A 24482-nucleotide genomic window follows, 5' to 3' on the forward strand; every position below is an offset into this window, starting at 1 on the left:
GCCACTCGATTGTGACGTGCGAGAGCAGGGAGTGTCCGTATGCGCTCTATCGCGTCGGCCGGGACAGTGGCAGGCTGCCGTCCATGGGGGCATTCAGGAGGGTTTGGGGCCGCACGGGTCGCACCACGGGTCGCACACGTCCCGCCGGTCGTCGCACCTACGGGGCACGGGTGGCCGGCGTGGCGGGTCTCGCCGTGGTCGCCGTCGGCGGGGCGGTCGCCTGTGATCCGGGCGGGCTGAGCAGCGCGACCGTGGCGTTCACGACCGACCAGACGGTGACCAAGGAGCTGGAGCGGCAGAAGGCCGAGGTGCAGTGGCTCAACTGCACGGGCTCGTACGAGGGCGGCAAGGGCGGCTCCGCTGCGCCGAGCGCGACCGAGAACACCGTGGTCAAGGTCGACTGCGAGGGTGAGACCAAGGACGGCAAGGACATCGTCGTCACCGGCCGGATCACCCGGGCCGTGAGCGGTTCCTGTGTGCGCGGGGACCTCGTCGCCAAGATCGACGGCAAGGAGTGGTTCCATGTGAACGGGCTGGGCGACTGCGACTCCGAGCCCTCGCCCGTCAACCCGGGCAACGGGCAGCAGCCCGGGCCCACCGTCACGGTGACCGTGACCAAGACCGTCTACTGCAAGCAGCACCCGAACTGCTGGCCGGAGGGCAAGTGAGCGGGCCCGCGGGGGAGTTCGGGCAAGTGATCCAAAGGGCTGTCCGTGGCCGCCGCCCTTGCTTAGGGTGATCGGGTGACACAGACCTCGGCCGCGTCCTCGTCCCCGACCCCGACCGCGTCTTCGTATCTCCGGTATCCGCATCCGCACGGCGACCTGGTCGCCTTCACCGCGGAGGACGACGTCTGGCTCGCCCCGCTCGACGGCGGCCGGGCCTGGCGGGTCAGCGCCGACAACGTGCCGGTCACCCTGCCGCGCATCTCGCCCGACGGGACGACCGTCGCCTGGACCTCCACCCGTGACGGCGCCCCCGAGGTGCATATCGCGCCGGTCGACGGCGGCCCGTCGAGGCGGCTCACCCACTGGGGCAGCGGGCAGACCCGGGTGCGCGGCTGGACCCCCGACGGCCATGTCCTCGCGATCACCACCCACGGCCAGGCGGGCAGCCGCCGCAGCTGGGCCCACACGGTCCCGCTCGACGGCGGACCGGCCACCCCGCTGCCGTACGGCCCCGTCGGCGATGTCGCCTACGGGCCGCACCTCGTGCTCGCCTCCGCGCCCATGGGACTGGAGGCCGCGCGATGGAAGCGCTACCGGGGCGGTACGGCGGGCAAGTTGTGGATCGACCCGGACGGCACCGGGGACTTCGTACGGCTGCACGAGGAGCTGGACGGGAACATCGAGTACCCGGTGTGGGTGGGGGAGCGCATCGCCTTCCTCTCCGACCACGAGGGCGTCGGGGCGGTGTACTCCTCCCTCCCCGACGGATCCGACCTACGGCGGCACACCCCCCTCGACGGCTTCTACGCCCGGCACGCCGCGAGCGACGGCACCCGCGTCGTCTACGCCTGCGCCGGTGAACTGTGGCTCCTCGACGACCTCGACGGGGCCGAGCCGCGCAGGCTCGACATCCGGCTCGGCGGGCAGCGCACCGACCGGCAGCCGTTCCCGGTGAACGCCGGCCGCTGGTTCGGGTCGGCGGCCCCGGACCACACCGCGCGCGGCAGCGCTGTCGCCGTCCGGGGCACCGTGCACTGGGTCACCCACCGCTCCGGTCCCGCCCGTGCGCTCGCCGCCGAGCCGGGGGTACGGGCCCGGCGGCCCCGTACCTTCCGGGCGGACGGCGAGGAGTGGGTCGTCTGGGTCACGGACGCGGAGGGCGACGACGCGCTGGAGTTCGCCCCGGCGACGGGGCTCGCGCCCGGGGCCACGCCGCGCAGGCTCGCCGCCGGGCAGCTCGGGCGGGTGCTGGGGCTCGCCATGGCGCCCGACGGGAGCCGGGCCGCGGTCGCCGCGCACGACGGGCGGGTGCTGCTCGTCGAGCGGGAGAGCGGCGAGGTGCGCGAGGTCGACCGCAGCGCGGACGGCGACGTGTCCGGGCTGGTCTTCTCGCCCGACTCGGCCTGGCTCGCCTGGTCGCACCCCGGCCCGCGCCCGCTGTCCCAGCTGAAGCTCGCCAACACCACCGACCTGTCGGTCTCCGAGGCGACCCCGCTGCGGTTCCAGGACTACGCGCCCGCGTTCACCCAGGACGGCAAGCACCTGGTGTTCCTGTCGACGCGGGCCTTCGACCCGGTCTACGACGAGCACGTCTTCGACCTCGCCTTCGTGGTCGGCTCCCGCCCGCACCTGATCACCCTCGCCGCGACCACCCCGTCCCCCTTCGGCCCGCAGCGGCACGGCCGCCCCTTCGACGCGCCCGACAAGGACGAGACGCCCGACAGCGAGGGCACCCCGACCACCCGCATCGACCTCGAAGGCCTCGCCGACCGCATCGTGCCGTTCCCGGTCGAGGCCGCCCGCTACACCAACCTGCGGGCCGCGAAGGACGGCGTCCTGTGGCTGCGGCACCCCGTGCGCGGCGCCCTCGGCGCCTCCCGGGCCACGCCCGACGACCCCGAGCCCAAGACCGAGCTGGAGCGCTACGACCTTCTCCAGCGGCGCGTCGAGCATCTCGCCGACGACGCCGACCACTTCGAGGTCAGCGGCGACGGCAAGCGGGTGCTGCTGTGGACCGACAGCCGGCTCAAGGTCGTACCGAGCGACCGGCGGGCCTCCGGCGACGAGGACAGCGACTCGAACATCACCGTGGACCTGTCGCGGGTACGGCAGACGGTCGACCCGTCGGCGGAGTGGCGCCAGATGTTCGAGGAGACCGGCCGCATCATGCGGGACCACTTCTGGCGGCCGGACATGAGCGGGGTGGACTGGGCGGGCGTACTGGACCGGTACCGCCCGCTCGTCGACCGCGTGGCGACCCATGACGACCTGATGGACCTCCTGTGGGAGGTGCAGGGCGAGCTGGGCACCTCGCACGCCTACGTCTCGCCGCGCGGCGGACAGGGCGGCGGAGCCCGGCAGGGCCTCCTCGGCGCCGACATCTCCCGCCACCCGGACGGGAGTTGGCGCATCGACCGCATCCTGCCGTCGGAGACCTCCGACCCCGAGGCCCGGGCGCCGCTGGCCGCACCGGGGGTCGCGGTGCGGGCAGGGGACGCGATCGTCGCCGTGGCCGGGGTGCCGGTGGATCCGGTGACCGGGCCCGGGCCGCTGCTGGTCGGCACGGCGGGCAAGGCGGTGGAGCTGACGATCTCGCCGTCGGGCGGCGGGGACGTACGGCACGCGGTCGTGGTCCCGATCGCGGACGAACAGCCGCTGCGGTACCACGCGTGGGTCGCGGACCGGCGGGCGTACGTCCACGAGAAGTCCGGCGGACGGCTGGGCTATCTGCACGTACCGGACATGCAGGCGCCCGGATGGGCCCAGATCCACCGTGACCTCCGGGTCGAGGTGGCCCGGGAGGGCCTCGTCGTGGACGTCCGCGAGAACGGCGGCGGACACACCTCCCAACTGGTCGTGGAGAAGCTGGCCCGCCGGATCGTGGGCTGGGAACTGCCGCGCGGCATGCGGCCGAACAGCTACCCGATGGACGCCCCGCGCGGCCCCGTGGTGGCGGTGGCGAACGAGTTCTCCGGCTCCGACGGGGACATCGTCAACGCCGCGATCAGGGCACTGGGTCTCGGCCCGGTCGTGGGAACGCGGACATGGGGCGGCGTGATCGGCATCGACAGCCGCTACCGCCTGGTCGACGGCACGCTCATCACCCAGCCGAAGTACGCCATTTGGCTGGAGGGCTTCGGCTGGGACGTGGAGAACCACGGGGTGGATCCGGACGTGGAGGTGCTCCAGCGCCCGCAGGACTGGGTGGAGGGGCGCGACGCCCAACTGGACGAGGCGATCAGGATCGCGTGGGAGGCACTGGAGCAACGGCCGGCCAAAACGCCGCCCAGTTTGCCCACCTAGGGGCGCGGGGAACTGCGCGATCAACCCCCACGCACCCGCACCCGACGACGATACGATGCCCCACGTACACCACGCGCCCAACCCCCGGAGGGAACATGGCAGGGGAGCCGCAGGACGACTGCTTGTTCTGCAAGATCGTCGAGGGGCACGTCCCGGCGACGATCGTGCGGGAGTCGGAGACGACCGTCGCCTTCCGGGACATAAACCCCCAGGCGCCCACCCACGTCCTGGTCATCCCCAAGGCGCACTACCCGGACGTCGCCACCCTCGCCACCGCCGAGCCGACCCTCGCCGCGGACGTCCTGCGTGAGGCCCAGGCCGTCGCCGACGAGGACAAGCTGGAGAGCTACCGCATCGTCTTCAACACGGGCGCGGGCGCCGGGCAGACCGTCTTCCACGCCCACGCCCACATCATCGGCGGCCGCGGTATGCAGTGGCCCCCTGGATAACCGGAAGTAAGTCGAAGTAGCCGTGTCCGTACGTGAATTGGTCGTCCTCGGCACCGCGAGCCAGGTCCCGACCCGCCACCGCAACCACAACGGGTACCTGCTGCGCTGGGACGGCGAGGGCATCCTCTTCGATCCCGGCGAGGGCACCCAGCGGCAGATGCTCCGTGCCGGAGTCGCCGCGCACGACCTGAACCGGATCTGCGTCACCCACTTCCACGGGGACCACTCGCTCGGCCTCGCCGGCGTCATCCAGCGGATCAACCTCGACAAGGTGCCGCATCCCCTCACCGCCCACTACCCGCTTTCCGGGCAGCGCTTCTTCGACCGGCTGCGCTACGCCACCGCCTACCGCGAGACCGTCGACATCGCCGAGGCGCCCATCAGCGCCGACGGGGTCATCGCCGACACCGGCGGCTACGCGCTGCACACCGCCCGGCTGTCGCACCCCGTCGAGTCGTACGGCTATCGCCTCGTCGAACCCGACGGGATCCGCATGCTGCCCGACCGCCTCGCCGCGCACGGCATCAAGGGGCCGGACGTCGGGCGGCTCCAGCGGGAAGGGGTGCTCCGTGGGGTCTCGCTCGACGACGTCAGTGAGGTGCGGCGCGGGCAGCGGTTCGCGTTCGTCATGGACACCCGGCTGTGCGACGGCGTGTACACCCTCGCCGACGGCTGCGAGATGCTCGTCATCGAGTCCACCTTCTTGGACGAGGACGTCGAACTCGCCGAGGAGCACGGGCATCTGACGGCTGGTCAAGCCGCTCGGGTCGCCGTCGACTGCGGTGTACGGCATCTCGTGCTCACCCACTTCAGCCAGCGCTACACCGAGCCCGACGAGTTCGAGCGGCAGGCCCGGGAGGCCGGGTTCGACGGGGAGCTGACCGTGGCGCACGACCTGCTGCGGGTGCCGTTGCCGAAGCGGCGCTGACCTCGCCGTACGATGCTTCGATGCCCCTCCCCAAAGCAGAGCTGCACCTCCACATCGAAGGCACCCTCGAACCCGAGCTCGCCTTCGAACTGGCCGCCCGCAACCACGTCGAGCTGCCGTACGGCGACACCGACGAGCTGCGCAAGGCCTACCAGTTCGAGGACCTCCAGTCCTTTCTGAACCTGTACTACGAGCTCATGGCCGTCCTGCGTACCGAGCAGGACTTCGCGGACCTCGCGAACGCCTACCTCGCCCGCGCCGCCGCCCAGGGTGTGCGGCACGCGGAGATCTTCTTCGACCCGCAGGCCCACACCAAGCGGGGCGTCGAGCTGGGCACGGTCGTCGAGGGGCTGTGGCGGGCGCTGGCGGGCAGCCAGGCGAACCACGGCATCTCCACCCGGCTCATCATGTGCTTCCTGCGCGACGACTCCGCCGAGTCGGCCATGGAGACGCTCCGGGCCGCCGAGCCGTATCTCGACCGGATCACCGGCATCGGCCTGGACTCGGCCGAGGTCGGACACCCGCCGGTGAAGTTCCGCGAGGTCTACGAGGCCGCCGCCGCCCTCGGGCTGCGCCGCGTCGCGCACGCCGGCGAGGAGGGGCCGCCCGCCTACATCACCGAGGCCCTCGACGTCCTCGGCGTCGAGCGCGTCGACCACGGGCTGCGGTGCATGGAGGATCCGGCGCTGGTCGAGCGGCTGGTGCGGGAGCGGGTGCCGTTGACGCTGTGTCCGCTGTCGAACGTGCGGCTGCGTACCGTCGACGTCCTCGCCGACCATCCCCTGCCCGCCATGCTCGACGCCGGGCTGATGTGCACGGTCAACTCCGACGACCCGGCCTACTTCGGCGGCTACGCGGGCGACAACTTCGACGCGGTGCGCTCGGCGCTGGGCCTGACCGAGGACCGGCTGCGCGAGCTGGCCCGGAACTCCTTTGTGGCGTCCTTCCTGGAGGATGACGAGGAGCGGCGGGAGAGGTATCTCGCGGAGGTCGAGGCGTACGAGTTCCCCTAGCTCAGTGCCCCTCCAGGGCGCTCAGGCCGCGGTTGCCTTGTCGTAGGCAGGTGCCTCCACCGGGATCTCCACCACCGGCAGCGGGCGCCTGCCCGCACCCAGCGCCACCACCGTCAGCGGTACGGCGATCACCAGCAGTCCGACCGCCAGCACCGCCCCCATCACCGGGAACCCGGCCTGCGCCGACAGCACGCTCCCGGTCAGCGGGCCCGCCGCCGTGCCCAGCGACGACGCCGAACCGACGAGCACCGCCCAGCGGCCGCGCCCGTCGAGGGAGGCGGCGAGGCCGATGACGTACGACAGGACGATCGGGTAGAGCGTGTTCCAGGCGATCTCGCCGGTCGCGAAGGTCGGCAGGTCGGTGGCGGACGCGCTGAGCGCGATGCAGGCCGCGATGAGGGCCGTACCGACTCCGATGGGCAGCGCGCGACCCAGGCGCGGGCCGAGCGCGCCCGCCCCGGTGACGCCGAGCAGCCCGGCGCCGAGCGCGACGGCGAACACCGCGCCGACCGTGGCCTCGGTCAGCTGCGCCTGGGTCAGGCCGATCCGGCCGCTGACGCCCCAGAGGGAGTTCTGGGCGAGGGACCAGCACAGCATGCAGACGGCGAGGGTCAGGCCCTGGCGGCGGCAAGGGAGGGGGGACTTGTCCCAACCGCTCTGGTGCGACCTGGCCGTGCCGGCCGGGAGACGGCCTGTCAGCGGCCACACGGCCAGCGCGGTGAGGGCGATCGCGGCGAGCGGGAGGCCGTGGCCGGGGCCGAGGTGGGGGACCGTCAGATAGACGGCGCCCGCGAGGGCGGAGACGCCCAGGAGGCCGACCGTGGTGGCCCGGTGCGGGTCGGGCTGGGCGGCGATGCGGGTGGCGGCGACCGCGGTGGCCGTACCGGATCCGAAGCCGCCGACGAGCACGCCGAGGACGACGGCCGGTACGGGGTGCGTTAGGGCCGCCCCGCCGTAGCCGATGAGCGCGAGGGTGAGGCCGACGCGGGCCAGTCGGCGGGCCCCGATCCGGTCGACGCGCGAGGCCAGCGCGAACCCGGCGGACGCCGAGCTCAGCAGCAGTGCGCTGCCGACGGCACCCGCCTGGGTGGGGGAGAGCGGAAGCCCGGCGTCGAGCCTGCCGACGACGGTCGGCAGCAGATACGGGGCGAGGTACCCGGCCGTGAAAAGGGCGACGAGGGGCCAGGGGGTGGTGCGGGGGGCGAACACGGGCGTTCCCAGGGCATGCGAAAGGAGCGGCTCAGGAGGAGCCAAGAGGGGGAGGAGCGCAGGCCGTCGACGGACAGGAACGCGCGGAGAATTTGTATCAAGGAGGGGGAGGCCCGAAGAAGTGCGGGCTGTGTGATGTGGGGCACGTTCTGTTTGGGGTGGCGGAGGGCGGGTATTCGAGGGCGCCGCAAGTGGCCCGCTGGTGCCCCGTAAGTGCCCTGTCCCCGGGCCTCACCTGCGCCAGTGCACCGACCCGCCGCCACCCGGAACCGTCGCCTCGATCTTCGCCCTGATCTCCCGCATCACCGCGACGATCCGCTCCTCGTGCCCCGCCGACAGCCGCGCCACCGGCACCGAGCAACTGATCGCGTCCTGGGCCGGGATGTCGTAGCGCAGGGCGAAGCCGAAGCCGACGATGCCGGGGACGCCCTCCTCGCGGTCGACCGAGTAGCCGCGCGCCCGTACCTCGCCGAGGTCCGCGGCGAGGGACTCGCGGGTGGTGTGGGTGTTGGGGGTGAGGGCCGCGTACGGGCCCTCGGCCAGCTCGGCGTCAGGGCGCTCCGCCAGCAGGGCCTTCCCCAGCGCCCCCGCGTGCGCCGGGAGGCGCCGGCCGACGCGGCTGATGGTCCGCAGGTACTCGTGCGACTCGCGCGTCGCCAGGTACGCCACGTCCCGGCCGTCCAGCCGCCCCAGGTGGATCGTCTCGCCCAGCGCGTCGGACGCCTCGTCGAGATAGGGGCGTACGGCCCGGACGTGCGGGTCGGAGTCGAGGTAGGTGGTGCCGGTGAGCAGGGCGTGGATGCCGATGCCGTAGAGCGAGCCGGTGACGTCGGTGCGGACCCAGCCGCGCGCGATCAGGGTCTGCAGCAGCGCGTACATGGAGCTGCGCGGCACGCCCAGCTCGTCGGCCAGCTCCTGGAGGCGTGCCGGGCGGTCGCCGCGCGCGGCGAGGAGTTCCAGCAACTCGACCGTCCGCGCCGCGGACTTCACCTCGCGGACGCCACCTGTCTCTGACATGGGGCGATCGTAATCGGCTCGAATCGGCTCGACCGCGCCATTGACGGTCGGCGTTCGCGTATCTAATCTCCATTTTCATACGTGGATGACGTCTACATGGGGAGATGACGAGGGTGAGCCTCGATACGGACACGGCCCGGCGACTGCGGGACGGCATGGCGCAGGGCGTCCTGTCGTTCCCGCTCACGAGCTTCCACGAGGACGGCTCGCTGGACCCGGACGGCTTCCGCGCCTATGTCGCCGCACAGCTCGCCACCGCCCCCGGCGCCCTCTTCCCCGCCTGCGGCACCGGCGAGTTCTTCTCGCTGGACGAGGACGAGTACCGGCAGATCGTCTCGATCGCCGTCGAGGAGTCGGGCGGGCGCGTGCCCGTCGTCGCCGGGACCGGGTACGGCTGGGCGCAGGCCGTCCGGTTCGCGCGCATCGCCGAGGAGGCCGGCGCCGACGCCCTCCTCGTCCTGCCGCACTATCTGATCGCCGCCCCGCAGGACGGCCTGGTCGCCCAGCTGGAGCACATCGCGGCCCGCACCGGCCTCCCCCTCATCGCCTACCAGCGCGGCCAAGTCGCCTTCACGGTCGCCTCGTTGAAGCGCATCGCCGACATCCCGAACGTCATCGGCCTCAAGGACGGCCACAGCGACCTCGACCGCCTCCAGCGCCTCACCCTCGCCGCCCCCGAGGACTTCCTCTTCTTCAACGGCGCCCTCACCGCCGAGATCCAGGCCCGCGCCTACGCCACCGTCGGCGTCCCCGCCTACTCCTCCGCCGTCCACGCCTTCGCCCCCGAGATCGCGAACGCCTTCTTCGCCGCCCTCCAGGCCGGCGACCACGGCACGGTCGACAAGCTGCTGCGCGACTTCTACGTCCCGCTCGTCGAACTGCGCGACCGGGTGCCCGGATACTCCGTGTCACTGGTGAAGGCGGCGGCCCGGCTGCGCGGCCGCCCCGTCGGCCCCGTACGCGCCCCGCTCACCGACCCGTCGGCCGCCGATCTGGCCGACCTGCGCACCCTGCTCACCGCCGGACTCGACCTCGCAGGAGCCGCACTGTGAACCTCACGATCACCGATGTCCGCCTGACGCCGATCCTGGTCGCCGACCCGCCCCTGCTGAACACCCAGGGCGTGCACCAGCCGTACACGCCCCGGCTGATCGTGGAGGTCGAGACGGCGGACGGGGTCGTCGGGGTCGGCGAGACGTACGGCGACACCAAGTACCTGGAACTCGCCCGGCCGTTCGCGGAGAAGCTGATCGGGCGTCAGGTCGCCGACCTCAACGGCCTGTTCGTCGTCGCGGACGAGGTGGCCGTCGACCAGTCCCGGGTCTCCGGGCAGGTCGACGTCGGCGGGCTGCGCGGCGTCCAGACCGCCGACAAGCTGCGCCTGTCCGTCATCTCCGGCTTCGAGGTCGCCTGCCTCGACGCCCTCGGCAAGGCGCTCGGGCTGCCCGTGCACGCGCTGCTCGGCGGCAAGGTGCGGGACGCGGTCGAGTACAGCGCGTACCTGTTCTACAAGTGGGCCGACCATCCGGAGGGCGTGCCCGCGGAGAAGGACGACTGGGGTGCCGCCGTCGATCCGGCCGGGGTCGTGGAGCAGGCGCGGAGGTTCAAGGAGCGGTACGGGTTCACGTCCTTCAAGCTCAAGGGCGGTGTCTTCGCGCCGGAGGAGGAGATCGCCGCCGTACGGGCCCTCGCGGAGGCCTTCCCCGGGCACCCCCTGCGCCTCGACCCCAACGGGGCCTGGTCCGTGGAGACCTCGCTGCAGGTGGCGCGGGAGCTCGGGGACGTCCTGGAGTACCTGGAGGACCCGACGCTCGGTACGGGCGCCATGGCCGAGGTCGCCGCGCTGAGCGGGGTGCCGCTGGCGACCAACATGTGCGTGACGACGTTCACGGAGATCAAGGAGGCGTTCACCAAGGACGCCGTCCAGGTCGTCCTCTCCGACCACCACTACTGGGGCGGGCTGCGCAACACCCAGCAACTGGCGGCGATCTGCCGCACCTTCGGCGTCGGGGTGTCCATGCACTCCAACACCCACCTGGGCATCTCCCTGGCCGCGATGACCCACGTCGCGTCGACCGTGCCGAACCTCCACCACGCCTGCGACTCCCACTACCCCTGGCAGTCCGAGGACGTCCTCACCGAGCGCCTCACCTTCGACGACGGCAAGGTCGCCGTGCCGGACGCGCCCGGCCTCGGCGTCGAACTGGACCGCGACCGCCTCGCCGAGCTGCACCGGCGGTGGCTGGAAGACGACGGCTCGCTGCGGGAACGCGACGACGCGGCGGCGATGCGGATCGCCGAGCCGGGGTGGGTGACGCCGACGGTGCCGCGCTGGTAGGAGGCCGCCGACCTGCCGACTACCTGCCCGGACGGGGTGGATCGGGCAAGATCGCCGTGGCGTTGTCGGTGGCGTGGTGCACACTGGCCAGATCAGCACCACGTCAGGGAGCGCACCGTGACCACGCCCACCGCGCCCAATGGGAAGGGACCCTCGCCCCAGAGACCGCTGTCCAAGGCGGCGGGGCCGTATCGCCGGGCCCAGGTCGACCCCCTCGCCGGCCTGCGCACGCCCGCCGACCCGCCCTGGGACGTGTACCTCACGGGCCCGGTCTTCCTCGACATCATCTTCACCGGCCTCGACTCGGCCCCGGTGCGCGGGACCGAGTCCTGGGCGCGCGGGATGGGGTCGAGCCCCGGCGGGGTCGCCAACATGGCGACGGCCCTCGCCCGCCTCGGCCTGAAGACGTCGCTCGCGGCGGCCTTCGGCGACGACCACTACGGCGAGTACTGCTGGGACGCGCTGGAGCACGGCGAGGGCATCGACCTCTCGCCGTCGCGCACGGTGCCGGGCTGGCACTCGTCGGTGACGGTCTCGATGGCGTACGAGGGAGAGCGCACGATGGTCTCCCACGGCCATGAGCCGCCCCCGGAGGAACCGGCGCCCGACTGCCCCCCACGCGCGCGTGCCGCCGTCGCCTCCCTGGTGCCGGGCACCCGCGCCCCCTGGATCGCGCAGGCCGCGAGCAAGGGCGCCCGCATCTTCGCCGACGTCGGCTGGGACGACACCGGGGCGTGGGATCTGGCCGGGCTGGCCGACCTGGAGCACTGCGAGGCGTTCCTGCCGAACGCCCAGGAGGCCATGCGCTACACGGGCACCGAGTGCCCCCGCGAGGCGGCCCACGCCCTCACGGCATACGTCCCGGTGGCCGTGGTGACCCTCGGCGCGGAGGGCGCCTACGCCGTGGACGGCCGGACCGGGGAGACGGCCGTGGTGCCGGCCATCGAGGTGGAGGCCCTCGACCCGACCGGCGCCGGGGACGTCTTCGTCGCCGGCTTCGTAGCCGGCACTCTGGCCGACTGGCCGCTGGCGGACCGCCTCGCCTTCGCGGGCCTGACGGCCGCCCTCTCGGTCCAGGAGTTCGGCGGCTCCCTGTCGGCCCCCGGCTGGGCCGAGATCGGCGCGTGGTGGCGCCAGGTGCAGTCCCATGACCGGCAGGACCCCGAGGCCCTGCGCCGGTACGCGTTCCTGGCGGACCTGGTGCCGGAGGAGGCGACGAGAGCGTGGCCGCTGCGGCGGGCGGTGCCGACGATCGGGTTCAGACGGTTGGCGTGACAGCGCAGGCCGACGGTGACGCTCCTCGATGCTTCGATGCAGGGGGCCTCAGCCGGGCGTCGCCGGCTTCAGCACCACGAAGTCCGCGTTGGACGGATCGAGGCACACGGCCAGCCTGCCAACCCCCTCCGCGTCCTCCGGCCCCATCTGCACGCTGCCGCCGCTCTCCGTGACCTTGGCGACCGCGGCGTCGCAGTCGTCGACATTGAAGACCGGGTGCCAGTACGGCAGCCCGCCCGCCAGCGCGAGGTTCTCCTTGGGCAGCTCCATGAGGCCGCCCTGCATCCGCTCCTCGGGCTGACCGGCAGGCGTGATGAGGGTGTACGCGCCCCCGCCGCCCGGCAGCTCCATATCGCTGTATTGCCAGCCGAAGACGGTGCCGTAGAACTCCTTCGCGGCCCCCGCGTCGCTCGTGTACAGCTCGGTCCACGACAGCGACCCCGACTCGTCCGCCAGCTCGAAGCCCGAGTCCTTCCCCGGCTGCCAGACCGCGAACTGGCCGCCCAGCGGGTCGCTGAACTGCGCCATCCGACCCCAGTCCTCAAGGTCCATCGGCGCGACCCGCACCGAGCCGCCCGCACCCTCGACCGCCTGCTTCGCGGCGTCCGCGTCGGTGACGGTGAAGTAGATCATCCAGGCCGAGCGCGCCCCCTCCTCGGTGAGCTTGCCGAGCCCGGCGACCGTCTTGCCGTCCTTCTTGAACATCCCGCCTTCGAAGTCCTCCGCCTCGCCCATGGACTCGTACTCCCAGCCGAGCACCGCGCCGTAGAAGGCCGCGGCGGCCCGGACGTCGGGGGCACCGAGGTCGAGCCAACAGGGGGAGCCGGGGGTGAGGTCAGTGGTGATCATGGCGACGCCCTTTCGCAGACTCGTCTGACCCCAGCGTGACACCGGGCACCGACACCCGCCCCTCGGACGCTCTCCGGGCGCCGCGCAGGCCGACCCTGGTTACCATCCGCCCATGAGCGACGACGCGCACACGGCCCCGGAGCCCCCGGACGCCGACCGCCTCGCCGCCCTCGCACACGCCTGGGCGGCAGCCATGGTCTCCAACGACCCCACCCGCATCGCCGACTTCATGGCCGACGACTGGGTCATCGTCTCCGAGTCGGGCATCTCCACCAAGGCCCAGTTCCTGACGTACGTCGAATCCGGCGACCTGACCCACTCGGCCTTCCAACTCGTCGGCGAGCCCCGGATCCAGGTGTACGGCGACTCGGCGGTCCTGACGACCCGGGTGACGAACACGGCCCACTACAAGGGCGAGCGCTTCGACGCCGACGAGTGGACGACCGACGTTTTCGTACGGGGTGACGAGGGCTGGCGCTGCGTGTTGAGCCACATCACGGCGGCGGCCCGGGCCTGAAGCGCAGGCCTGGGCATTTCAGCCCGTCTGGGGGTCCCCCCTCTGGGGGAGTTTGAGGACGAGGCCCCTTAAGGGCCGAAGCGGGGGTCTGGGGGCGGCAGCCCCCAGTGATGGGACGGGTAGGGGCGGCGGGGGCGAAACCCCTCCGGACCTCAGCCCGCCGTCACGGTAGCCCGCACCGCCCCGTCCGGCCCCGCCACCAACACCGGCGTCTCGGCACCGCCCAGGTCCCGCACCGCGGCCAGGTCCTCCGCCGACGGCGCCTCCGCCTCCGTCACGACCGCCGCCGCCTCCAGCGACTTCGCCCCGGAGGCCACCGCCATCGCCACCGCCGTCCGCAGCGCGCTCAGCCGCAACGAGTCCAGGGCGACGGTCCCGGCAACATACGTACGGCCGGTGTCGTCCCGTACGGCCGCCCCCTCGGGCACACCGTTGCGGGCCCGCGCGGAACGGGCCAGGGTGACGATCTTGCGGTCCTCGGGGTCGAGCGCGCTGTTGTCGGTCATGACCTGAGCATACGTAGCGGCGACGGACCGGACCGGCCACGGGGTAGGGCGGCCCAACCGGCTACCGGGCAGGCCCAACCAGCCACCAGGTACGGCCCGACCGGCCACCGGGTACGGCCTAACCGGCCACGGGGTACATCGCCCCGCGCCGCCCCTCCGGCGACGCCAGCCACGCCAGCTTCGCCGCCGTGTTCGCCTCGTCCAGCGGCGTATGCAGGACGATCGACAGATCGGGCCGCGCCGGCATCTGCATCACGCTCGACTCCAGGCACAGCAGCCCGACCAGCGGATGGTCCAGCTCCTTGCGGATCTGCCCGGCGTCCTCGATGTCCCGCCGCTCCCACAGCTCGCGGAACTCCGGGCTGGACGCCTTCGCCTCGGCCAGCACGGACTGGAACCCCTCGTCGTCGGGGGAGGCCGAGCAGGCGGCGCGGAACTGTGCCACGACCGTGCGGGCGTTGCGCTCCCAGTTCCTCGACCGTGACCGGTACATCGGATCGGTGAAGAAGTCGAGCAGGCAGTTCCAGTTCTTGCCGGGCCGCATGCCGAGCACCGTCGCCGCCGCGTCGTTGTACAGCACGCCGTTGTAGTACCGGTCCATGATGTGCGCCGGATACGGCATCCACGCGTCGATCAGCCGCCGCAGCCCGTCGCACATGTCCTGCTTCTCGGGCGCCACTTCGCGCTCGGGCGGATTCATCCCGGCCAGCAGATACAGGTGCCGCCGCTCGGCGTTGCTCAGCCGCAGCACCCGCGCCACCGAGTCCAGCACCTGCGGCGACACGGAGATCTCCCGCCCCTGCTCCAGCCACTGGTACCAGGACGCACCCACCCCGGCGAGCACCGCGACCTCCTCACGCCGCAACCCCGGCGTCCGGCGCCGCGCTCCACCGTCCGGCAGACCCGCCTCGGCCGGCGTCACCCGGGCCCGCCTGGTCATCAGGAACTCCCGCAGCTCACTCCGCCGTCTGCTCCTCAGCGTGTCCTGCGCCACGTACGAATCCCCCTCGTCCTGTTGGCTGGTGGTGCCACCACCAGGACAACTTCCCGCTCCCCACGGCTATTCCGACGGCAGCAGGCTCTTGCCCATGGCGATCGACACCGACAGTCCCACCACCAGTCCCACCCCCGGCTCCCTCCCGACCCCGCCGCTCGACACCCCCCGGATGTCGACGCGCGACAAACTCGTCCTGTTCGTCCTGTGCGCCGCCCAGTTCATGGTCGCGCTCGACTTCTCCGTCCTGAACGTCGCCCTCCCCGTCCTCGGCGCCGACCTCGGCATGAGCCAGTCGGCGTTGCAGTGGGCGGTCACGGCGTTCGCGCTGCCGTCCGGCGGATTCCTGCTCCTCTTCGGCCGCATCGGCGACCTCTACGGCCGCCGCAAACTGTTCCTCACCGGCCTCGCCCTGTTCGCCGCGGCCTCGGTGCTCGCGACGTTCGCCTGGAACCCCGCGTCGTTCCTCACCGGACGCGCCCTCCAGGGCCTCGGCGCGGCGGTCATCGTCCCGACCGGCATGTCCCTGCTGACGACCACCTTCGCCGAGGGGCCGGCCCGCGCCCGCGCCCTCGGCATCTCCGGGACGCTCATGTCCCTCGGCTTCACCATCGGCATGGTCGCGGGCGGCGTCCTGACCGACGCGCTCGGCTGGCGCTCCACGATGGCCCTGCTCGCGCTCTTCGCGCTGGTCGTGCTGCCGCTCGCGCCCGGCCTGCTGCCTGAGTCCCGCACCCCGGAACGCCCACGGCTGGACGTGCCCGGCGCGATCACCGTCACCGGTGGTCTGCTGTCCCTGATCTACGCCCTGACGACGGCCGCCGACCACGGCTTCGGCCGCGTCGACGTCATCGTGGCCCTGATCGCGGGCATCGCGCTCCTCACCGCCTTCGTGGTCGTCGAGTCCCGCACCGAGGCACCCCTGGTCTCCCTGCCGATGCTGCGCCGCCGCACGGTCGCGTGGGGCAACCTGGGCGGTCTGGTCACCTTCTCGATGATGTCGACGGTGATCTTCGTGCTCACCCTGTACCTGCAGGAGATCCTGGACCTGTCGGCCTGGGAGACGGGCCTGGTCTTCGGCTTCCAGGGCGTCATGTCGGTGATCGCCGGTGCACTGACCCCGCGGTTCGTCAGCCGTCTCGGCGCGCGCCGCACCCTGGTCGTCTCGCTGGCCGGGCAGGGCGCCTTCATCGCGGGCCTGCTGTTCCTGAACGCCCACACCTGGTCCGTCTGGCTCGCCACCGCCGCCGTCTCGCTGGCGAGCATGTTCCACCTGGGCGCGATCATCTCCTACGGTCTGACGGTCACCTCCGGCGTCCCCGACGAGGAGCAGGGCCTGGCCACCGGCCTGGTCACCTCCACCCAGCAGGTCGGCCTCACGGTCGGCATCCCGCTGCTGGGCGTCCTCGCGACCACCGCCGACGACCTGCTGTCCGGCACCCGCACGGTCATGGCCCTCAACACGGGGATCCTGCTGGTCACCGCGGCCCTGATCGCACTCGGCCTGCGGACCCGGCGAGCTGCCGGTTCAGCGGCGGACAGCTCAGGGGCGGTCGAGGCGGAGCCGCTCGGCTCGCGGTAGACCGGCGACGACGAGGTCGTACGAGTCCTCGACGAGCTCCCGGACCAGGCGGTCCGGGAGCTCGCCGTCCACCGTGACGGTGTTCCAGTGCCGCTTGTTCATGTGGTAGCCGGGGATGATCAGGCCCTCGTGCTCACCGCGGAGCCGCACCGCGTCCTCCGGGTCGCACTTGAGGTTGACCTTGAGGGGGCGGGAGTCGATCCAGCTCAGGGCGAACATCTTGCCCAGCACCTTGAAGACCGAGATCTCCGGAGCGAAGGGGAAGTCCTCCACAGCCGCGTTGAAGGAGAGACAGAGGGTCCGCAGTTCCTGAGGGGTCACTCCGGCTTCGTCTCCTTCTCCGGGGAGTCCACGGGACCCACCGGCTCGACCAGTACCGTCAGGATCTTGTTCCGGCGGCCCGCCGCCGCCTCCGCCGTCAGCCGCAGCGCACGGCCGTCGGGCAGCTCCACGACCGACGACGCCCCGGCGATCGGCACCCGGCCCAGCGCCTTGGCGAGCAGCCCGCCGACCGTCTCCACGTCCTCGTCGTCGTACTCGTCGAGGCCGTACAGCTCGCCGAGGTCGGTGATGTCCAGACGCGCCGTGACCCGATGCCGGTCCTCGCCCAGCTCCTCCACCGGCGGCAGCTCACGGTCGTACTCGTCGGTGATCTCGCCGACGATCTCCTCGAGGATGTCCTCGATGGTGACGATGCCGGCCGTGCCGCCGTACTCGTCGATGACCACGGCGACGTGGTTGCGCTCCTTCTGCATCTCGCGCAGCAGATCACCGGCGTTCTTGGTGTCGGGCACGAACACCGCGGGCCGCATCGCCGTCGACACCAGCTCGCTCTCCGCGTCCCGGGAGATGTGCGTCTTGCGGGTCAGGTCCTTCAGATACACCATCCCCACCACGTCGTCCTCGCTCTCCCCGACGACCGGTATGCGCGAGAAACCGGAGCGCAGCGCGAGGGTGAGGGCCTGGCGGATGGTCTTGTAGCGCTCGATGACGACGAGGTCGGTGCGCGGGACCATGACCTCGCGCACCAGCGTGTCGCCCAGCTCGAAGATCGAGTGCACCATACGGCGCTCCTCGTCCTCGATCAGCGACTCCTTCTCGGCGAGGTCGACCAGCGCCCGCAGCTCCGCCTCCGAGGCGAACGGACCGCGGCGGAAGCCCTTGCCCGGCGTGAGCGCGTTGCCGATGAGGATCAGCAGATACGGGATCGGCCCCATGATCCGCGCGAGCGGCAGCAGCACATACGCCGCCGCCGTCGCCGTGTTCAGCGGGTGCTGACGGCCGATGGTGCGCGGGGAGACCCCGACGGCGACGTACGACACCAGGACCATCACCGCTATGGCGACCAGGAGCGCCTCGGTGGTGCTGTCGAACTCCTGGAGGCTGGCGTACGTCACGATCGCGGCGGCCGCCATCTCGCAGGCCACGCGCACCAGCAGCGCGACGTTCAGATAGCGCGTCGGGTCGGCGGCGACCAGCGCGAGCTTCTCGCTGCCGCGCCGCCCGCTGCGTACGGCCTCCTCGGCGCGGAAGCTGGAGACGCGCGCCAGGCCCGCCTCCGCGCAGGCGGCGAGCCAGGCGACGACCACGAGGGCGATCGCCCCGGAGATGAGGGGGATGCTCATGACACGGTCGGGGCGGGGGAGGGCCCGGTCAGGCCCTTCTCCGAACGCCAGCCGTCCACGATGGCGGCCTGCAGGCCGAACATCTCGGCCTTCTCGTCGGGCTCCTCGTGGTCGTACCCGAGCAGATGCAGCACCCCATGGACGGTGAGCAGCTGGAGCTCCTCGTCCATGGAGTGCTGGGTGGGCGCCTCCGCCCCCTGCTTGGCGGCGACTTCGGGACACAGCACGATGTCGCCGAGCAGCCCCTGGGGCGGCTCGTCATCGTCCTTCGAGGGCGGCCGCAGCTCGTCCATCGGGAAGGACATGACATCGGTGGGCCCCGGCAGGTCCATCCACTGGATGTGGAGCTGCTCCATGGCGTCGTCGTCCACGACGATCACCGAGAGCTCGGAGAGCGGGTGGATGCGCATCCGCGCGAGCGCGTAGCGGGCGATGTCGAGGATCGCCTGCTCGTCGACCTCGGTTCCGGACTCGTTGTTGACGTCGATCGACATGGTCGCGCGTGTTCTCTACTTCCCCTTGTGCCCGGCCTTGCCGCCGCGGCCCTTGTGCGTGCCGTTCTGGGTGCCGTGCTGGTTGTCGAACTTCTCGTACGCGTCGACGATACGGCCGACCAGCTTGTGCCGGACGACATCGTGCGAGGAGAGCCGGGAGAAGTGGACGTCCTCGACGCCCTCCAGGATGTCCTGCACCTGCCGCAGACCGGACTTGGTGCCGTCCGGGAGGTCGACCTGGGTCACGTCACCGGTGATGACTATCTGCGAGTCGAAGCCGAGGCGGGTGAGGAACATCTTCATCTGCTCGGGGCTGGTGTTCTGGGCCTCGTCGAGAATGATGAAGGCGTCATTGAGGGTCCGGCCACGCATGTACGCCAGCGGCGCGACCTCGATGGTCCCGGCGGCCATGAGCCGGGGGATGGAGTCGGGGTCGAGCATGTCGTGCAGCGCGTCGTACAGCGGGCGCAGGTAGGGGTCGATCTTCTCGTACAGCGTGCCCGGCAGGAATCCCAGCCGCTCACCGGCCTCCACCGCAGGCCGGGTCAGGATGATGCGGTTGACCTGCTTGGACTGCAGGGCCTGCACCGCCTTGGCCATGGCGAGGTAGGTCTTGCCCGTACCGGCGGGGCCGATGCCGAAGACGATCGTGTGCTTGTCGATCGCGTCGACGTAGCGCTTCTGGTTGAGGGTCTTCGGGCGGATCGTGCGGCCGCGCGAGGAGAGGATGTTCTGGGTGAGCACCTCGGCCGGGGTCTCCTGGCCGTCCTGCTCGCCGTTCTCACTTGCTCTGAGCATGGCGATCGAGCGTTCCACTGCGTCCTCCGTCATCGGTTGCCCGGTGCGGAGCACCAGCATCATTTCGTCGAACAGGCGCTGTACGAGGGCGACTTCCGCGGAGTCGCCGACCGCGCTGATCTCATTGCCCCGGACATGGATGTCGGTCGCCGGGAAGGCCTTCTCGATCACGCGCAGGAGCGAGTCGCCGGACCCCAGGACGGTCACCATGGGGTGCTGGGCGGGGACGGTGAACTGTGCTCGTGCGTTCCCCTGCGCGGGGGTGTGAGCTGTGGGTGTCTGAGTCATGGGCCGGCTCTGTAGGCCTGCTCATCCTCCTAGATACGACTCGCCTGCCACGTGGGCGGCCTGGCGATTTCAAGAGTACGCCGGGGGACTGACAACGCCGTAGGCCTTTTCGCGGTGGCCGTTTTCACGGGCTGGTTCATGAGCTGGTCCATGGGCGGAACGGCCTTCTCGCGGCCGTACCCGGGCGGTCACACTCCGCTGTCCCGGGGCGGAAGGGCCCGGAAAGAGAGCGGTTGTCGTCGTCCGGAAATCACCCTTGCCGGGCTCCGCCTCACGCGTATCAATGGAAACAGCAGTTCCGACGGACCGTCAGATTCACCCCCCACGCGAGCGTCCCGCACCACGCTCGCCTGCGGCCGAGGGCCTGCTCAAGCACTTCCCGTCCATCCCCACATGGCAATTCCCCACCCGGGAAGGGAGCTCATCCCCATGAGACGAACGCGAATCGGAGCAGGTGCGGCGCTGTTGACCGGGGCCCTCGCGGTCACCGGACTGGCCTTCGCGCCCGCCGCCCTCGCCGTCACCCCCGAAACCGCGACCATCACCGCCGACTGCGGCAGCTTCGGCGGCGGCGAGGCCACCCTCACCGCGACGCAGAACGGCACCGCTGCCACGATCACCGTCAACTCCTCCGCGATCACCGCGCCGATCGCGCTCGGGGAGGACTCGATCTCCTCGACGCTCACCCTCGTCAAGGCGAGCGGCGGCACCGCCTCCTTCTCCGGCACGGAGAACCCGGCGATGGCCGCCGGCGACCCCGTCCAGGTCGGCCCGCTCAGCGGCACCGTCGCCTCCGGGGACAGCCTGGAGGCCTTCGGCGGCTCGCTGCAGATGACCGTCTTCGGCATCACCATCACGTGCACGGCGACCGGGCCGCAGTCGCCGGGCCCGTTCGTGTTCGACTGACACACCCGGCGCGCGTGACGCGCTGACGACAGGCGCGGTCTCGACGCCCGGCGCTTACAGCGCGTCGGGGCCGCGCTCGCCCGTCCGTACCCGTACGACCGTCTCAACCGGCAGCGCCCAGACCTTGCCGTCGCCGATCTTGCCGGTCTGGGCGGCCTTCACGATGGCGTCGATGACGTCGTCGGCCGCCGCGTCGTCCACGACGACCTCGATCCGGACCTTCGGTACCAGGTCCACCTGGTACTCCGCGCCGCGGTACACCTCGGTGTGGCCGCGCTGACGGCCGTAGCCGCTGGCCTCGGTCACGGTCAGACCGTGCACACCGATCTCCTGGAGGGCGGTCTTGACCTCGTCGAGCCGGTACGGCTTGACGATCGCGGTGATCAGCTTCATGCCTGCTTCTTGACCTTCTGCGCGGCGGGAACGGAAGAGGAGACGGACGCGGTGACCGGGGCGCCGTGCCCCAGGACCCCGTGATCGTAGGCGCTCTCGGCGTGCACCGTAAGGTCCAGGCCGGTGTGCTCCTGCTCCTCGCTCGCCCGGAAGCCCATGGCCTTGTCGATGACCTTGGCGATGCCATAGGTGACGAGGAAGGCGTACGCCGCCACGGCCACGATCGCCACCAGCTGCTTGCCGAGCTGCGTGAGTCCGCCGCCGTAGAGCAGTCCCTCGGCCCCGCCCGTCATCGTGGCCGTCGCGAAGACGCCGATCAGCAGGGTGCCGATGACACCGCCGACGAGGTGGACGCCGACGACGTCCAGGGAGTCGTCGTAGTCGAACCTGAACTTCCAGCCGACGGCGTACGAGCAGACCACACCGGCGGCGAGGCCGATCACGAGCGCGCCCGGCAGGGAGACCGAGCCGCAGGACGGCGTGATGGCGACGAGCCCGGCGACCGCGCCGGACGCGGCGCCCAGGGTGGTGGGGTGACCGTCCCGCTTCTGCTCGACGAAGAGCCAGCCGAGCAGACCGGTGCAGCCGGCGGCGAGGGTGTTGAGGAAGACGGCGGCGGCAAGGCCGTTCGCGCCCAGCGCCGAGCCGGCGTTGAACCCGAGCCAGCCGAACCAGAGCAGCCCCGCGCCCAGCACGACCATCGGCAGGTTGTGCGGCCGCATGGCATCCTTCTTGAACCCGAGCCGCGGTCCGAGGACCAGGCACAACGCCAGTCCGGAGGCGCCGGAGGTGATCTCGACGGGGAGACCGCCGGCGAAGTCGAGGGCGCCGAGGTGTTCGAGGATCCAGCCGCCGGGGCCCCAGGTCCAGTGGGCGACGGGAACGTATACGAGGAGCGCCCACACCGGCACGAACACCACCCACGCACCGAACTTGGCCCGGTCGGCGACGGCACCGCTGATCAGCGCGGCGGTGATGATCGCGAAGGTGAGCTGGAAGGTGGCGAAGAGGAGGGTGGGGACGGTGCCCTGGACGCTGTCGGGTCCCAGACCGGCCATACCGACGTGGTCGAGCCCGCCGATGAGCCCGCCGACCGCGTCGTCCCCGAAGGCGAGCGAATACCCGCAGGCCAGCCATACGACCGTGACGAGGGCGATGGCCACGAAGCTCATCATCAGCATGTTGAGGACGCTCTTCGTGCGGACCATGCCGCCGTAGAACAGGGCCAGGCCCGGTGTCATCAGCAGCACGAGTGCGGTGGCGGCGAGCAGCCAGGCGGTGTCGCCGGTGTCGACGCTTGCGGCGGCGAGAGGCACGGTGGTCTCCAACGGTGTGGGGGCTTGTCAGAGATTCACGGGCGCGCGTTTCTGGTCGCGTACGGATGTGTTTCCGTGAGGTTTCGTTGCGTGAGGGTTTCCGGAAGCTCACACGACAGGGGGTGGTCGCTCCCTTGTGCGGCAGGGGCTTTTGGATCAGGGAGAATGGGCGCCATGAGCGTTCGCAGCAAGTCATCCGAGCCGTCGGCATCGTCGGAGGCACCCCACCGCGCCGGCTTCGCCTGCTTCGTGGGCCGCCCCAACGCGGGCAAGTCCACCCTTACGAACGCTCTGGTCGGCCAGAAGGTCGCGATCACCGCGAACCAGCCGCAGACGACGCGGCACACGGTGCGCGGGATCGTGCACCGGCCCGACGCCCAGCTGATCCTGGTCGACACCCCTGGGCTGCACAAGCCGCGCACCCTGCTCGGCGAGCGCCTCAACGACGTCGTGCGCACCACCTGGGCCGAGGTCGACGTGATCGGCTTCTGTCTGCCCGCGAACGAGAAGCTCGGCCCCGGTGACCGCTTCATCGCGAAGGAACTGGCGTCGATCAAGAAGACGCCGAAGATCGCGATCGTCACGAAGACCGACCTGGTGGACAGCAAGACCCTCGCCGAGCAGCTCATCGCGATCGACCAGCTCGGCAAGGAGCTGGGCTTCGAGTGGGCCGAGATCGTGCCGGTCTCGGCGGTCGGCGACAAGCAGGTGGACCTGCTGGCCGACCTGATCGTCCCGCTCCTGCCGGAGGGGCCGGCGCTCTACCCCGAGGGCGATCTCACCGACGAGCCCGAGCAGGTCATGATCGCGGAGCTGATCCGCGAGGCCGCGCTGGAGGGCGTCCGCGACGAGCTCCCGCACTCCATCGCCGTCGTCGTCGAGGAGATGCTCCCCCGCGAGGACCGCCCCGCCGACAAGCCGCTCCTCGACATCCACGCCTTCGTCTACATCGAGCGCCCCAGCCAGAAGGGCATCATCATCGGGCCCAAGGGCAAGCGGCTGAAGGACGTCGGGATCAAGTCCCGGAAGCAGATCGAGGCGTTGCTCGGCACGCCGGTGTTCCTGGACCTGCACGTGAAGGTCGCGAAGGACTGGCAGCGCGATCCGAGGCAGCTGCGCAAGCTGGGCTTCTGAGTTCACCCGCTCGCAGCGGGGGACATGTCCTGCAACCCCACCACCCGCAACAACTGCAGCCGCTCGTACGCCTCCGTGCCCGGTCGCGCCGTGTGCACGACCAGGAGGTGGTGGTGCAGATGGCTGAGCATGACCTCGCAGTCCAGCTCCAGAAGGCCGACGAAGGGGTGCAGGAAGCGTTTCGTCGCGCGGTTGCGCTGGGACACCTGGTGTTCGTCCCACAGGCGGGCGAACTCCTCGCTGGATGCCCGGAGTTCGGCGACCAGCGCGGCCGGTTCCGGGTCGTCCGGGCGGGCGGCGGCCACCGCGCGCAGGTTCGCGACGTGGCCGCGCGCGTGGTCCGCGCGGTCCTCCTCCGGGAACAGGGCCCGCGCCGTCGGGTCGAGGAAGAACAGGCGGGCCAGGTTGCGGTCGCGCCGAGGGCGGGACACCACATCGCCGATCAGCGCCCTGGCCATGGTGTTCTGGGCGAGTACCTCGCCGCAGTCGGTCACCACCTGCGCCGGTGTGTCGTGCAGACGGTCCAGGATCAGCAGCAGGCCGGGGCGCACATGGTCGGACGCCGTCTCGCGGCGCGGGGGCTCCTCGCCGGCCAGGTGGAACAGGTGGTCGCGTTCGTCGTCCGTGAGGCGCAGGGCGCGCGCCAGCGCCGTCAGCATCTGGCGGGACGGGCGTGGTCCCCGGGACTGCTCCAGCCGCGCGTAGTAGTCCACGGACATCCCGGCCAGCGCCGCCACCTCCTCCCGGCGCAGCCCCGGCGTACGGCGGCGGGCGCCGGCCGTGAGGCCCACGTCGGAGGGATCGAGGCGGGCACGGCCGCGGCGGAGGAAGTCGGCGAGTTCGGCTCGGTTCACCCCTCCAGGCTGCGGCACACCGCCCG

At 71.5% G+C, this 24482-nt stretch carries 24 protein-coding genes; 12 read left to right on the plus strand and 12 right to left on the minus strand.

The genetic code is table 11. From position 1 onward, the window contains the following. The first annotated feature begins 170 nt into the window (after window positions 1–170). From BLU79_RS31765 to BLU79_RS31785, 5 genes are all read left to right on the plus strand, one after another. A complete protein-coding gene (locus BLU79_RS31765; RefSeq protein ID WP_093909418.1) occupies window positions 171–668 on the plus strand; it encodes a hypothetical protein in 498 nt (165 codons plus the stop codon). 75 nt (window positions 669–743) lie between these two features. Beyond that, complete coding sequence (locus BLU79_RS31770; protein WP_093909419.1) at window positions 744–3971, plus strand: S41 family peptidase; 3228 nt, start codon at window positions 744–746, stop codon at window positions 3969–3971. Window positions 3972–4066: 95 nt separating this feature from the next. Then, window positions 4067–4420, plus strand: a complete 354-nt coding sequence (locus BLU79_RS31775) for a histidine triad nucleotide-binding protein (protein WP_093909420.1) — start codon at window positions 4067–4069, stop codon at window positions 4418–4420. Window positions 4421–4442: 22 nt separating this feature from the next. Further along, a complete protein-coding gene (locus tag BLU79_RS31780; protein ID WP_093909421.1) occupies window positions 4443–5348 on the plus strand; it encodes a ribonuclease Z in 906 nt (301 codons plus the stop codon). Window positions 5349–5368: 20 nt separating this feature from the next. Continuing rightward, complete coding sequence (locus BLU79_RS31785) at window positions 5369–6361, plus strand: adenosine deaminase (protein ID WP_177001253.1); 993 nt, start codon at window positions 5369–5371, stop codon at window positions 6359–6361. 21 nt (window positions 6362–6382) lie between these two features. On the opposite strand, the gene BLU79_RS31790 is transcribed toward BLU79_RS31785, so the two are convergent. Together BLU79_RS31790 and BLU79_RS31795 are read right to left on the minus strand one after the other, a co-directional pair. Then, on the minus strand, window positions 6383–7570 hold the full coding sequence (locus tag BLU79_RS31790) for an MFS transporter (RefSeq protein WP_093909422.1): 1188 nt from the start codon (window positions 7568–7570) through the stop codon (window positions 6383–6385). A 231-nt stretch (window positions 7571–7801) separates the two neighbouring features. Then, a complete protein-coding gene (locus BLU79_RS31795) occupies window positions 7802–8587 on the minus strand; it encodes an IclR family transcriptional regulator (RefSeq protein ID WP_093909423.1) in 786 nt (261 codons plus the stop codon). A 104-nt stretch (window positions 8588–8691) separates the two neighbouring features. Between BLU79_RS31795 and BLU79_RS31800 the strand changes: the two genes are divergently transcribed. From BLU79_RS31800 to BLU79_RS31810, 3 genes are all read left to right on the plus strand, one after another. After that, window positions 8692–9639, plus strand: coding sequence for a 5-dehydro-4-deoxyglucarate dehydratase (locus BLU79_RS31800; protein WP_177001254.1), 948 nt, complete (start codon window positions 8692–8694; stop codon window positions 9637–9639). Then, window positions 9636–10925 carry a glucarate dehydratase family protein gene (locus BLU79_RS31805; protein ID WP_093909425.1) on the plus strand — a complete coding sequence of 430 codons (1290 nt, stop codon included), beginning with the start codon at window positions 9636–9638 and terminating at the stop codon, window positions 10923–10925. The genes BLU79_RS31800 and BLU79_RS31805 overlap by 4 nt, the downstream gene beginning before the upstream one ends. 117 nt (window positions 10926–11042) lie before the next feature. Then, window positions 11043–12200 carry a carbohydrate kinase family protein gene (locus tag BLU79_RS31810; RefSeq protein WP_371131979.1) on the plus strand — a complete coding sequence of 386 codons (1158 nt, stop codon included), beginning with the start codon at window positions 11043–11045 and terminating at the stop codon, window positions 12198–12200. Between the two features lie 48 nt (window positions 12201–12248). Here BLU79_RS31810 and BLU79_RS31815 read toward each other — a convergent pair whose 3' ends face one another. Next, window positions 12249–13049, minus strand: coding sequence for a VOC family protein (locus BLU79_RS31815; protein WP_093909426.1), 801 nt, complete (start codon window positions 13047–13049; stop codon window positions 12249–12251). Between the two features lie 112 nt (window positions 13050–13161). Here BLU79_RS31815 and BLU79_RS31820 point away from each other — a divergent pair, with 112 nt between their 5' ends. Continuing rightward, complete coding sequence (locus BLU79_RS31820; RefSeq protein ID WP_093909427.1) at window positions 13162–13566, plus strand: nuclear transport factor 2 family protein; 405 nt, start codon at window positions 13162–13164, stop codon at window positions 13564–13566. A gap of 152 nt (window positions 13567–13718) precedes the next feature. Here the strand turns inward: BLU79_RS31820 and BLU79_RS31825 are convergent, their stop codons facing one another. Both BLU79_RS31825 and BLU79_RS31830 read right to left on the minus strand, forming a co-directional pair. Continuing rightward, entirely contained in the window at window positions 13719–14072 is a 354-nt protein-coding gene (locus BLU79_RS31825; RefSeq protein ID WP_093909428.1) for a hypothetical protein, read from the minus strand. Window positions 14073–14190: 118 nt separating this feature from the next. Further along, window positions 14191–15012, minus strand: coding sequence for a helix-turn-helix transcriptional regulator (locus BLU79_RS31830; protein WP_256333533.1), 822 nt, complete (start codon window positions 15010–15012; stop codon window positions 14191–14193). A gap of 148 nt (window positions 15013–15160) precedes the next feature. Here BLU79_RS31830 and BLU79_RS31835 point away from each other — a divergent pair, with 148 nt between their 5' ends. After that, window positions 15161–16648 carry an MFS transporter gene (locus BLU79_RS31835; protein ID WP_093909430.1) on the plus strand — a complete coding sequence of 496 codons (1488 nt, stop codon included), beginning with the start codon at window positions 15161–15163 and terminating at the stop codon, window positions 16646–16648. On the opposite strand, the gene BLU79_RS31840 is transcribed toward BLU79_RS31835, so the two are convergent. The 4 genes from BLU79_RS31840 to BLU79_RS31855 are packed head-to-tail and all read right to left on the minus strand — an operon-like array spanning window position 16610 to window position 19853. Continuing rightward, window positions 16610–16969 (minus strand): MmcQ/YjbR family DNA-binding protein, encoded by a 360-nt coding sequence (locus BLU79_RS31840; protein WP_093909431.1) that lies wholly within the window; start codon window positions 16967–16969, stop codon window positions 16610–16612. The genes BLU79_RS31835 and BLU79_RS31840 overlap by 39 nt on opposite strands. Further along, on the minus strand, window positions 16966–18273 hold the full coding sequence (locus tag BLU79_RS31845; protein WP_093909432.1) for a hemolysin family protein: 1308 nt from the start codon (window positions 18271–18273) through the stop codon (window positions 16966–16968). Before BLU79_RS31845 ends, BLU79_RS31840 begins: the two co-directional genes overlap by 4 nt. Beyond that, entirely contained in the window at window positions 18270–18767 is a 498-nt protein-coding gene (gene ybeY, locus BLU79_RS31850; protein WP_093909433.1) for an rRNA maturation RNase YbeY, read from the minus strand. The genes BLU79_RS31845 and ybeY overlap by 4 nt, the downstream gene beginning before the upstream one ends. A gap of 15 nt (window positions 18768–18782) precedes the next feature. Next, complete coding sequence (locus BLU79_RS31855; RefSeq protein WP_093909434.1) at window positions 18783–19853, minus strand: PhoH family protein; 1071 nt, start codon at window positions 19851–19853, stop codon at window positions 18783–18785. Between the two features lie 429 nt (window positions 19854–20282). Between BLU79_RS31855 and BLU79_RS31860 the strand changes: the two genes are divergently transcribed. Then, on the plus strand, window positions 20283–20759 hold the full coding sequence (locus BLU79_RS31860; RefSeq protein WP_093909435.1) for a hypothetical protein: 477 nt from the start codon (window positions 20283–20285) through the stop codon (window positions 20757–20759). Between the two features lie 54 nt (window positions 20760–20813). Here BLU79_RS31860 and BLU79_RS31865 read toward each other — a convergent pair whose 3' ends face one another. Together BLU79_RS31865 and BLU79_RS31870 are read right to left on the minus strand one after the other, a co-directional pair. Next, the gene (locus BLU79_RS31865; RefSeq protein ID WP_062715372.1) at window positions 20814–21152 is read right to left on the minus strand and encodes a P-II family nitrogen regulator; all 339 of its coding nucleotides are present in this window, start codon (window positions 21150–21152) and stop codon (window positions 20814–20816) included. Then, on the minus strand, window positions 21149–22468 hold the full coding sequence (locus BLU79_RS31870; protein WP_093909572.1) for an ammonium transporter: 1320 nt from the start codon (window positions 22466–22468) through the stop codon (window positions 21149–21151). The genes BLU79_RS31865 and BLU79_RS31870 overlap by 4 nt, the downstream gene beginning before the upstream one ends. 165 nt (window positions 22469–22633) lie before the next feature. Between BLU79_RS31870 and era the strand changes: the two genes are divergently transcribed. Further along, complete coding sequence (gene era, locus BLU79_RS31875) at window positions 22634–23602, plus strand: GTPase Era (RefSeq protein ID WP_093909436.1); 969 nt, start codon at window positions 22634–22636, stop codon at window positions 23600–23602. 2 nt (window positions 23603–23604) lie between these two features. Here era and BLU79_RS31880 read toward each other — a convergent pair whose 3' ends face one another. Then, on the minus strand, window positions 23605–24456 hold the full coding sequence (locus BLU79_RS31880; protein ID WP_093909437.1) for a helix-turn-helix transcriptional regulator: 852 nt from the start codon (window positions 24454–24456) through the stop codon (window positions 23605–23607). Window positions 24457–24482: the final 26 nt, after the last annotated feature.

The sequence above is a fragment of the Streptomyces sp. cf386 genome, assembly GCF_900103585.1.
GTDB lineage: Bacteria > Actinomycetota > Actinomycetes > Streptomycetales > Streptomycetaceae > Streptomyces.

Coding starts and splice junctions, on each gene's coding strand:
- BLU79_RS31860 (WP_093909435.1), top strand. CDS start 20,283: ATGAGACGAACGCGAATCGGAGCAGGTGCGGCGCTGTTGACCGGGGCC.
- BLU79_RS31865 (WP_062715372.1), bottom strand. CDS start 21,152: ATGAAGCTGATCACCGCGATCGTCAAGCCGTACCGGCTCGACGAGGTC.
- BLU79_RS31825 (WP_093909428.1), bottom strand. CDS start 14,072: ATGACCGACAACAGCGCGCTCGACCCCGAGGACCGCAAGATCGTCACC.
- BLU79_RS31800 (WP_177001254.1), top strand. CDS start 8,692: ATGACGAGGGTGAGCCTCGATACGGACACGGCCCGGCGACTGCGGGAC.
- BLU79_RS31815 (WP_093909426.1), bottom strand. CDS start 13,049: ATGATCACCACTGACCTCACCCCCGGCTCCCCCTGTTGGCTCGACCTC.
- BLU79_RS31855 (WP_093909434.1), bottom strand. CDS start 19,853: ATGACTCAGACACCCACAGCTCACACCCCCGCGCAGGGGAACGCACGA.
- BLU79_RS31845 (WP_093909432.1), bottom strand. CDS start 18,273: ATGAGCATCCCCCTCATCTCCGGGGCGATCGCCCTCGTGGTCGTCGCC.
- BLU79_RS31785 (WP_177001253.1), top strand. CDS start 5,369: ATGCCCCTCCCCAAAGCAGAGCTGCACCTCCACATCGAAGGCACCCTC.
- BLU79_RS31775 (WP_093909420.1), top strand. CDS start 4,067: ATGGCAGGGGAGCCGCAGGACGACTGCTTGTTCTGCAAGATCGTCGAG.
- BLU79_RS31795 (WP_093909423.1), bottom strand. CDS start 8,587: ATGTCAGAGACAGGTGGCGTCCGCGAGGTGAAGTCCGCGGCGCGGACG.
- ybeY (WP_093909433.1), bottom strand. CDS start 18,767: ATGTCGATCGACGTCAACAACGAGTCCGGAACCGAGGTCGACGAGCAG.
- BLU79_RS31820 (WP_093909427.1), top strand. CDS start 13,162: ATGAGCGACGACGCGCACACGGCCCCGGAGCCCCCGGACGCCGACCGC.
- BLU79_RS31830 (WP_256333533.1), bottom strand. CDS start 15,012: ATGACCAGGCGGGCCCGGGTGACGCCGGCCGAGGCGGGTCTGCCGGAC.
- BLU79_RS31835 (WP_093909430.1), top strand. CDS start 15,161: ATGGCGATCGACACCGACAGTCCCACCACCAGTCCCACCCCCGGCTCC.
- era (WP_093909436.1), top strand. CDS start 22,634: ATGGGCGCCATGAGCGTTCGCAGCAAGTCATCCGAGCCGTCGGCATCG.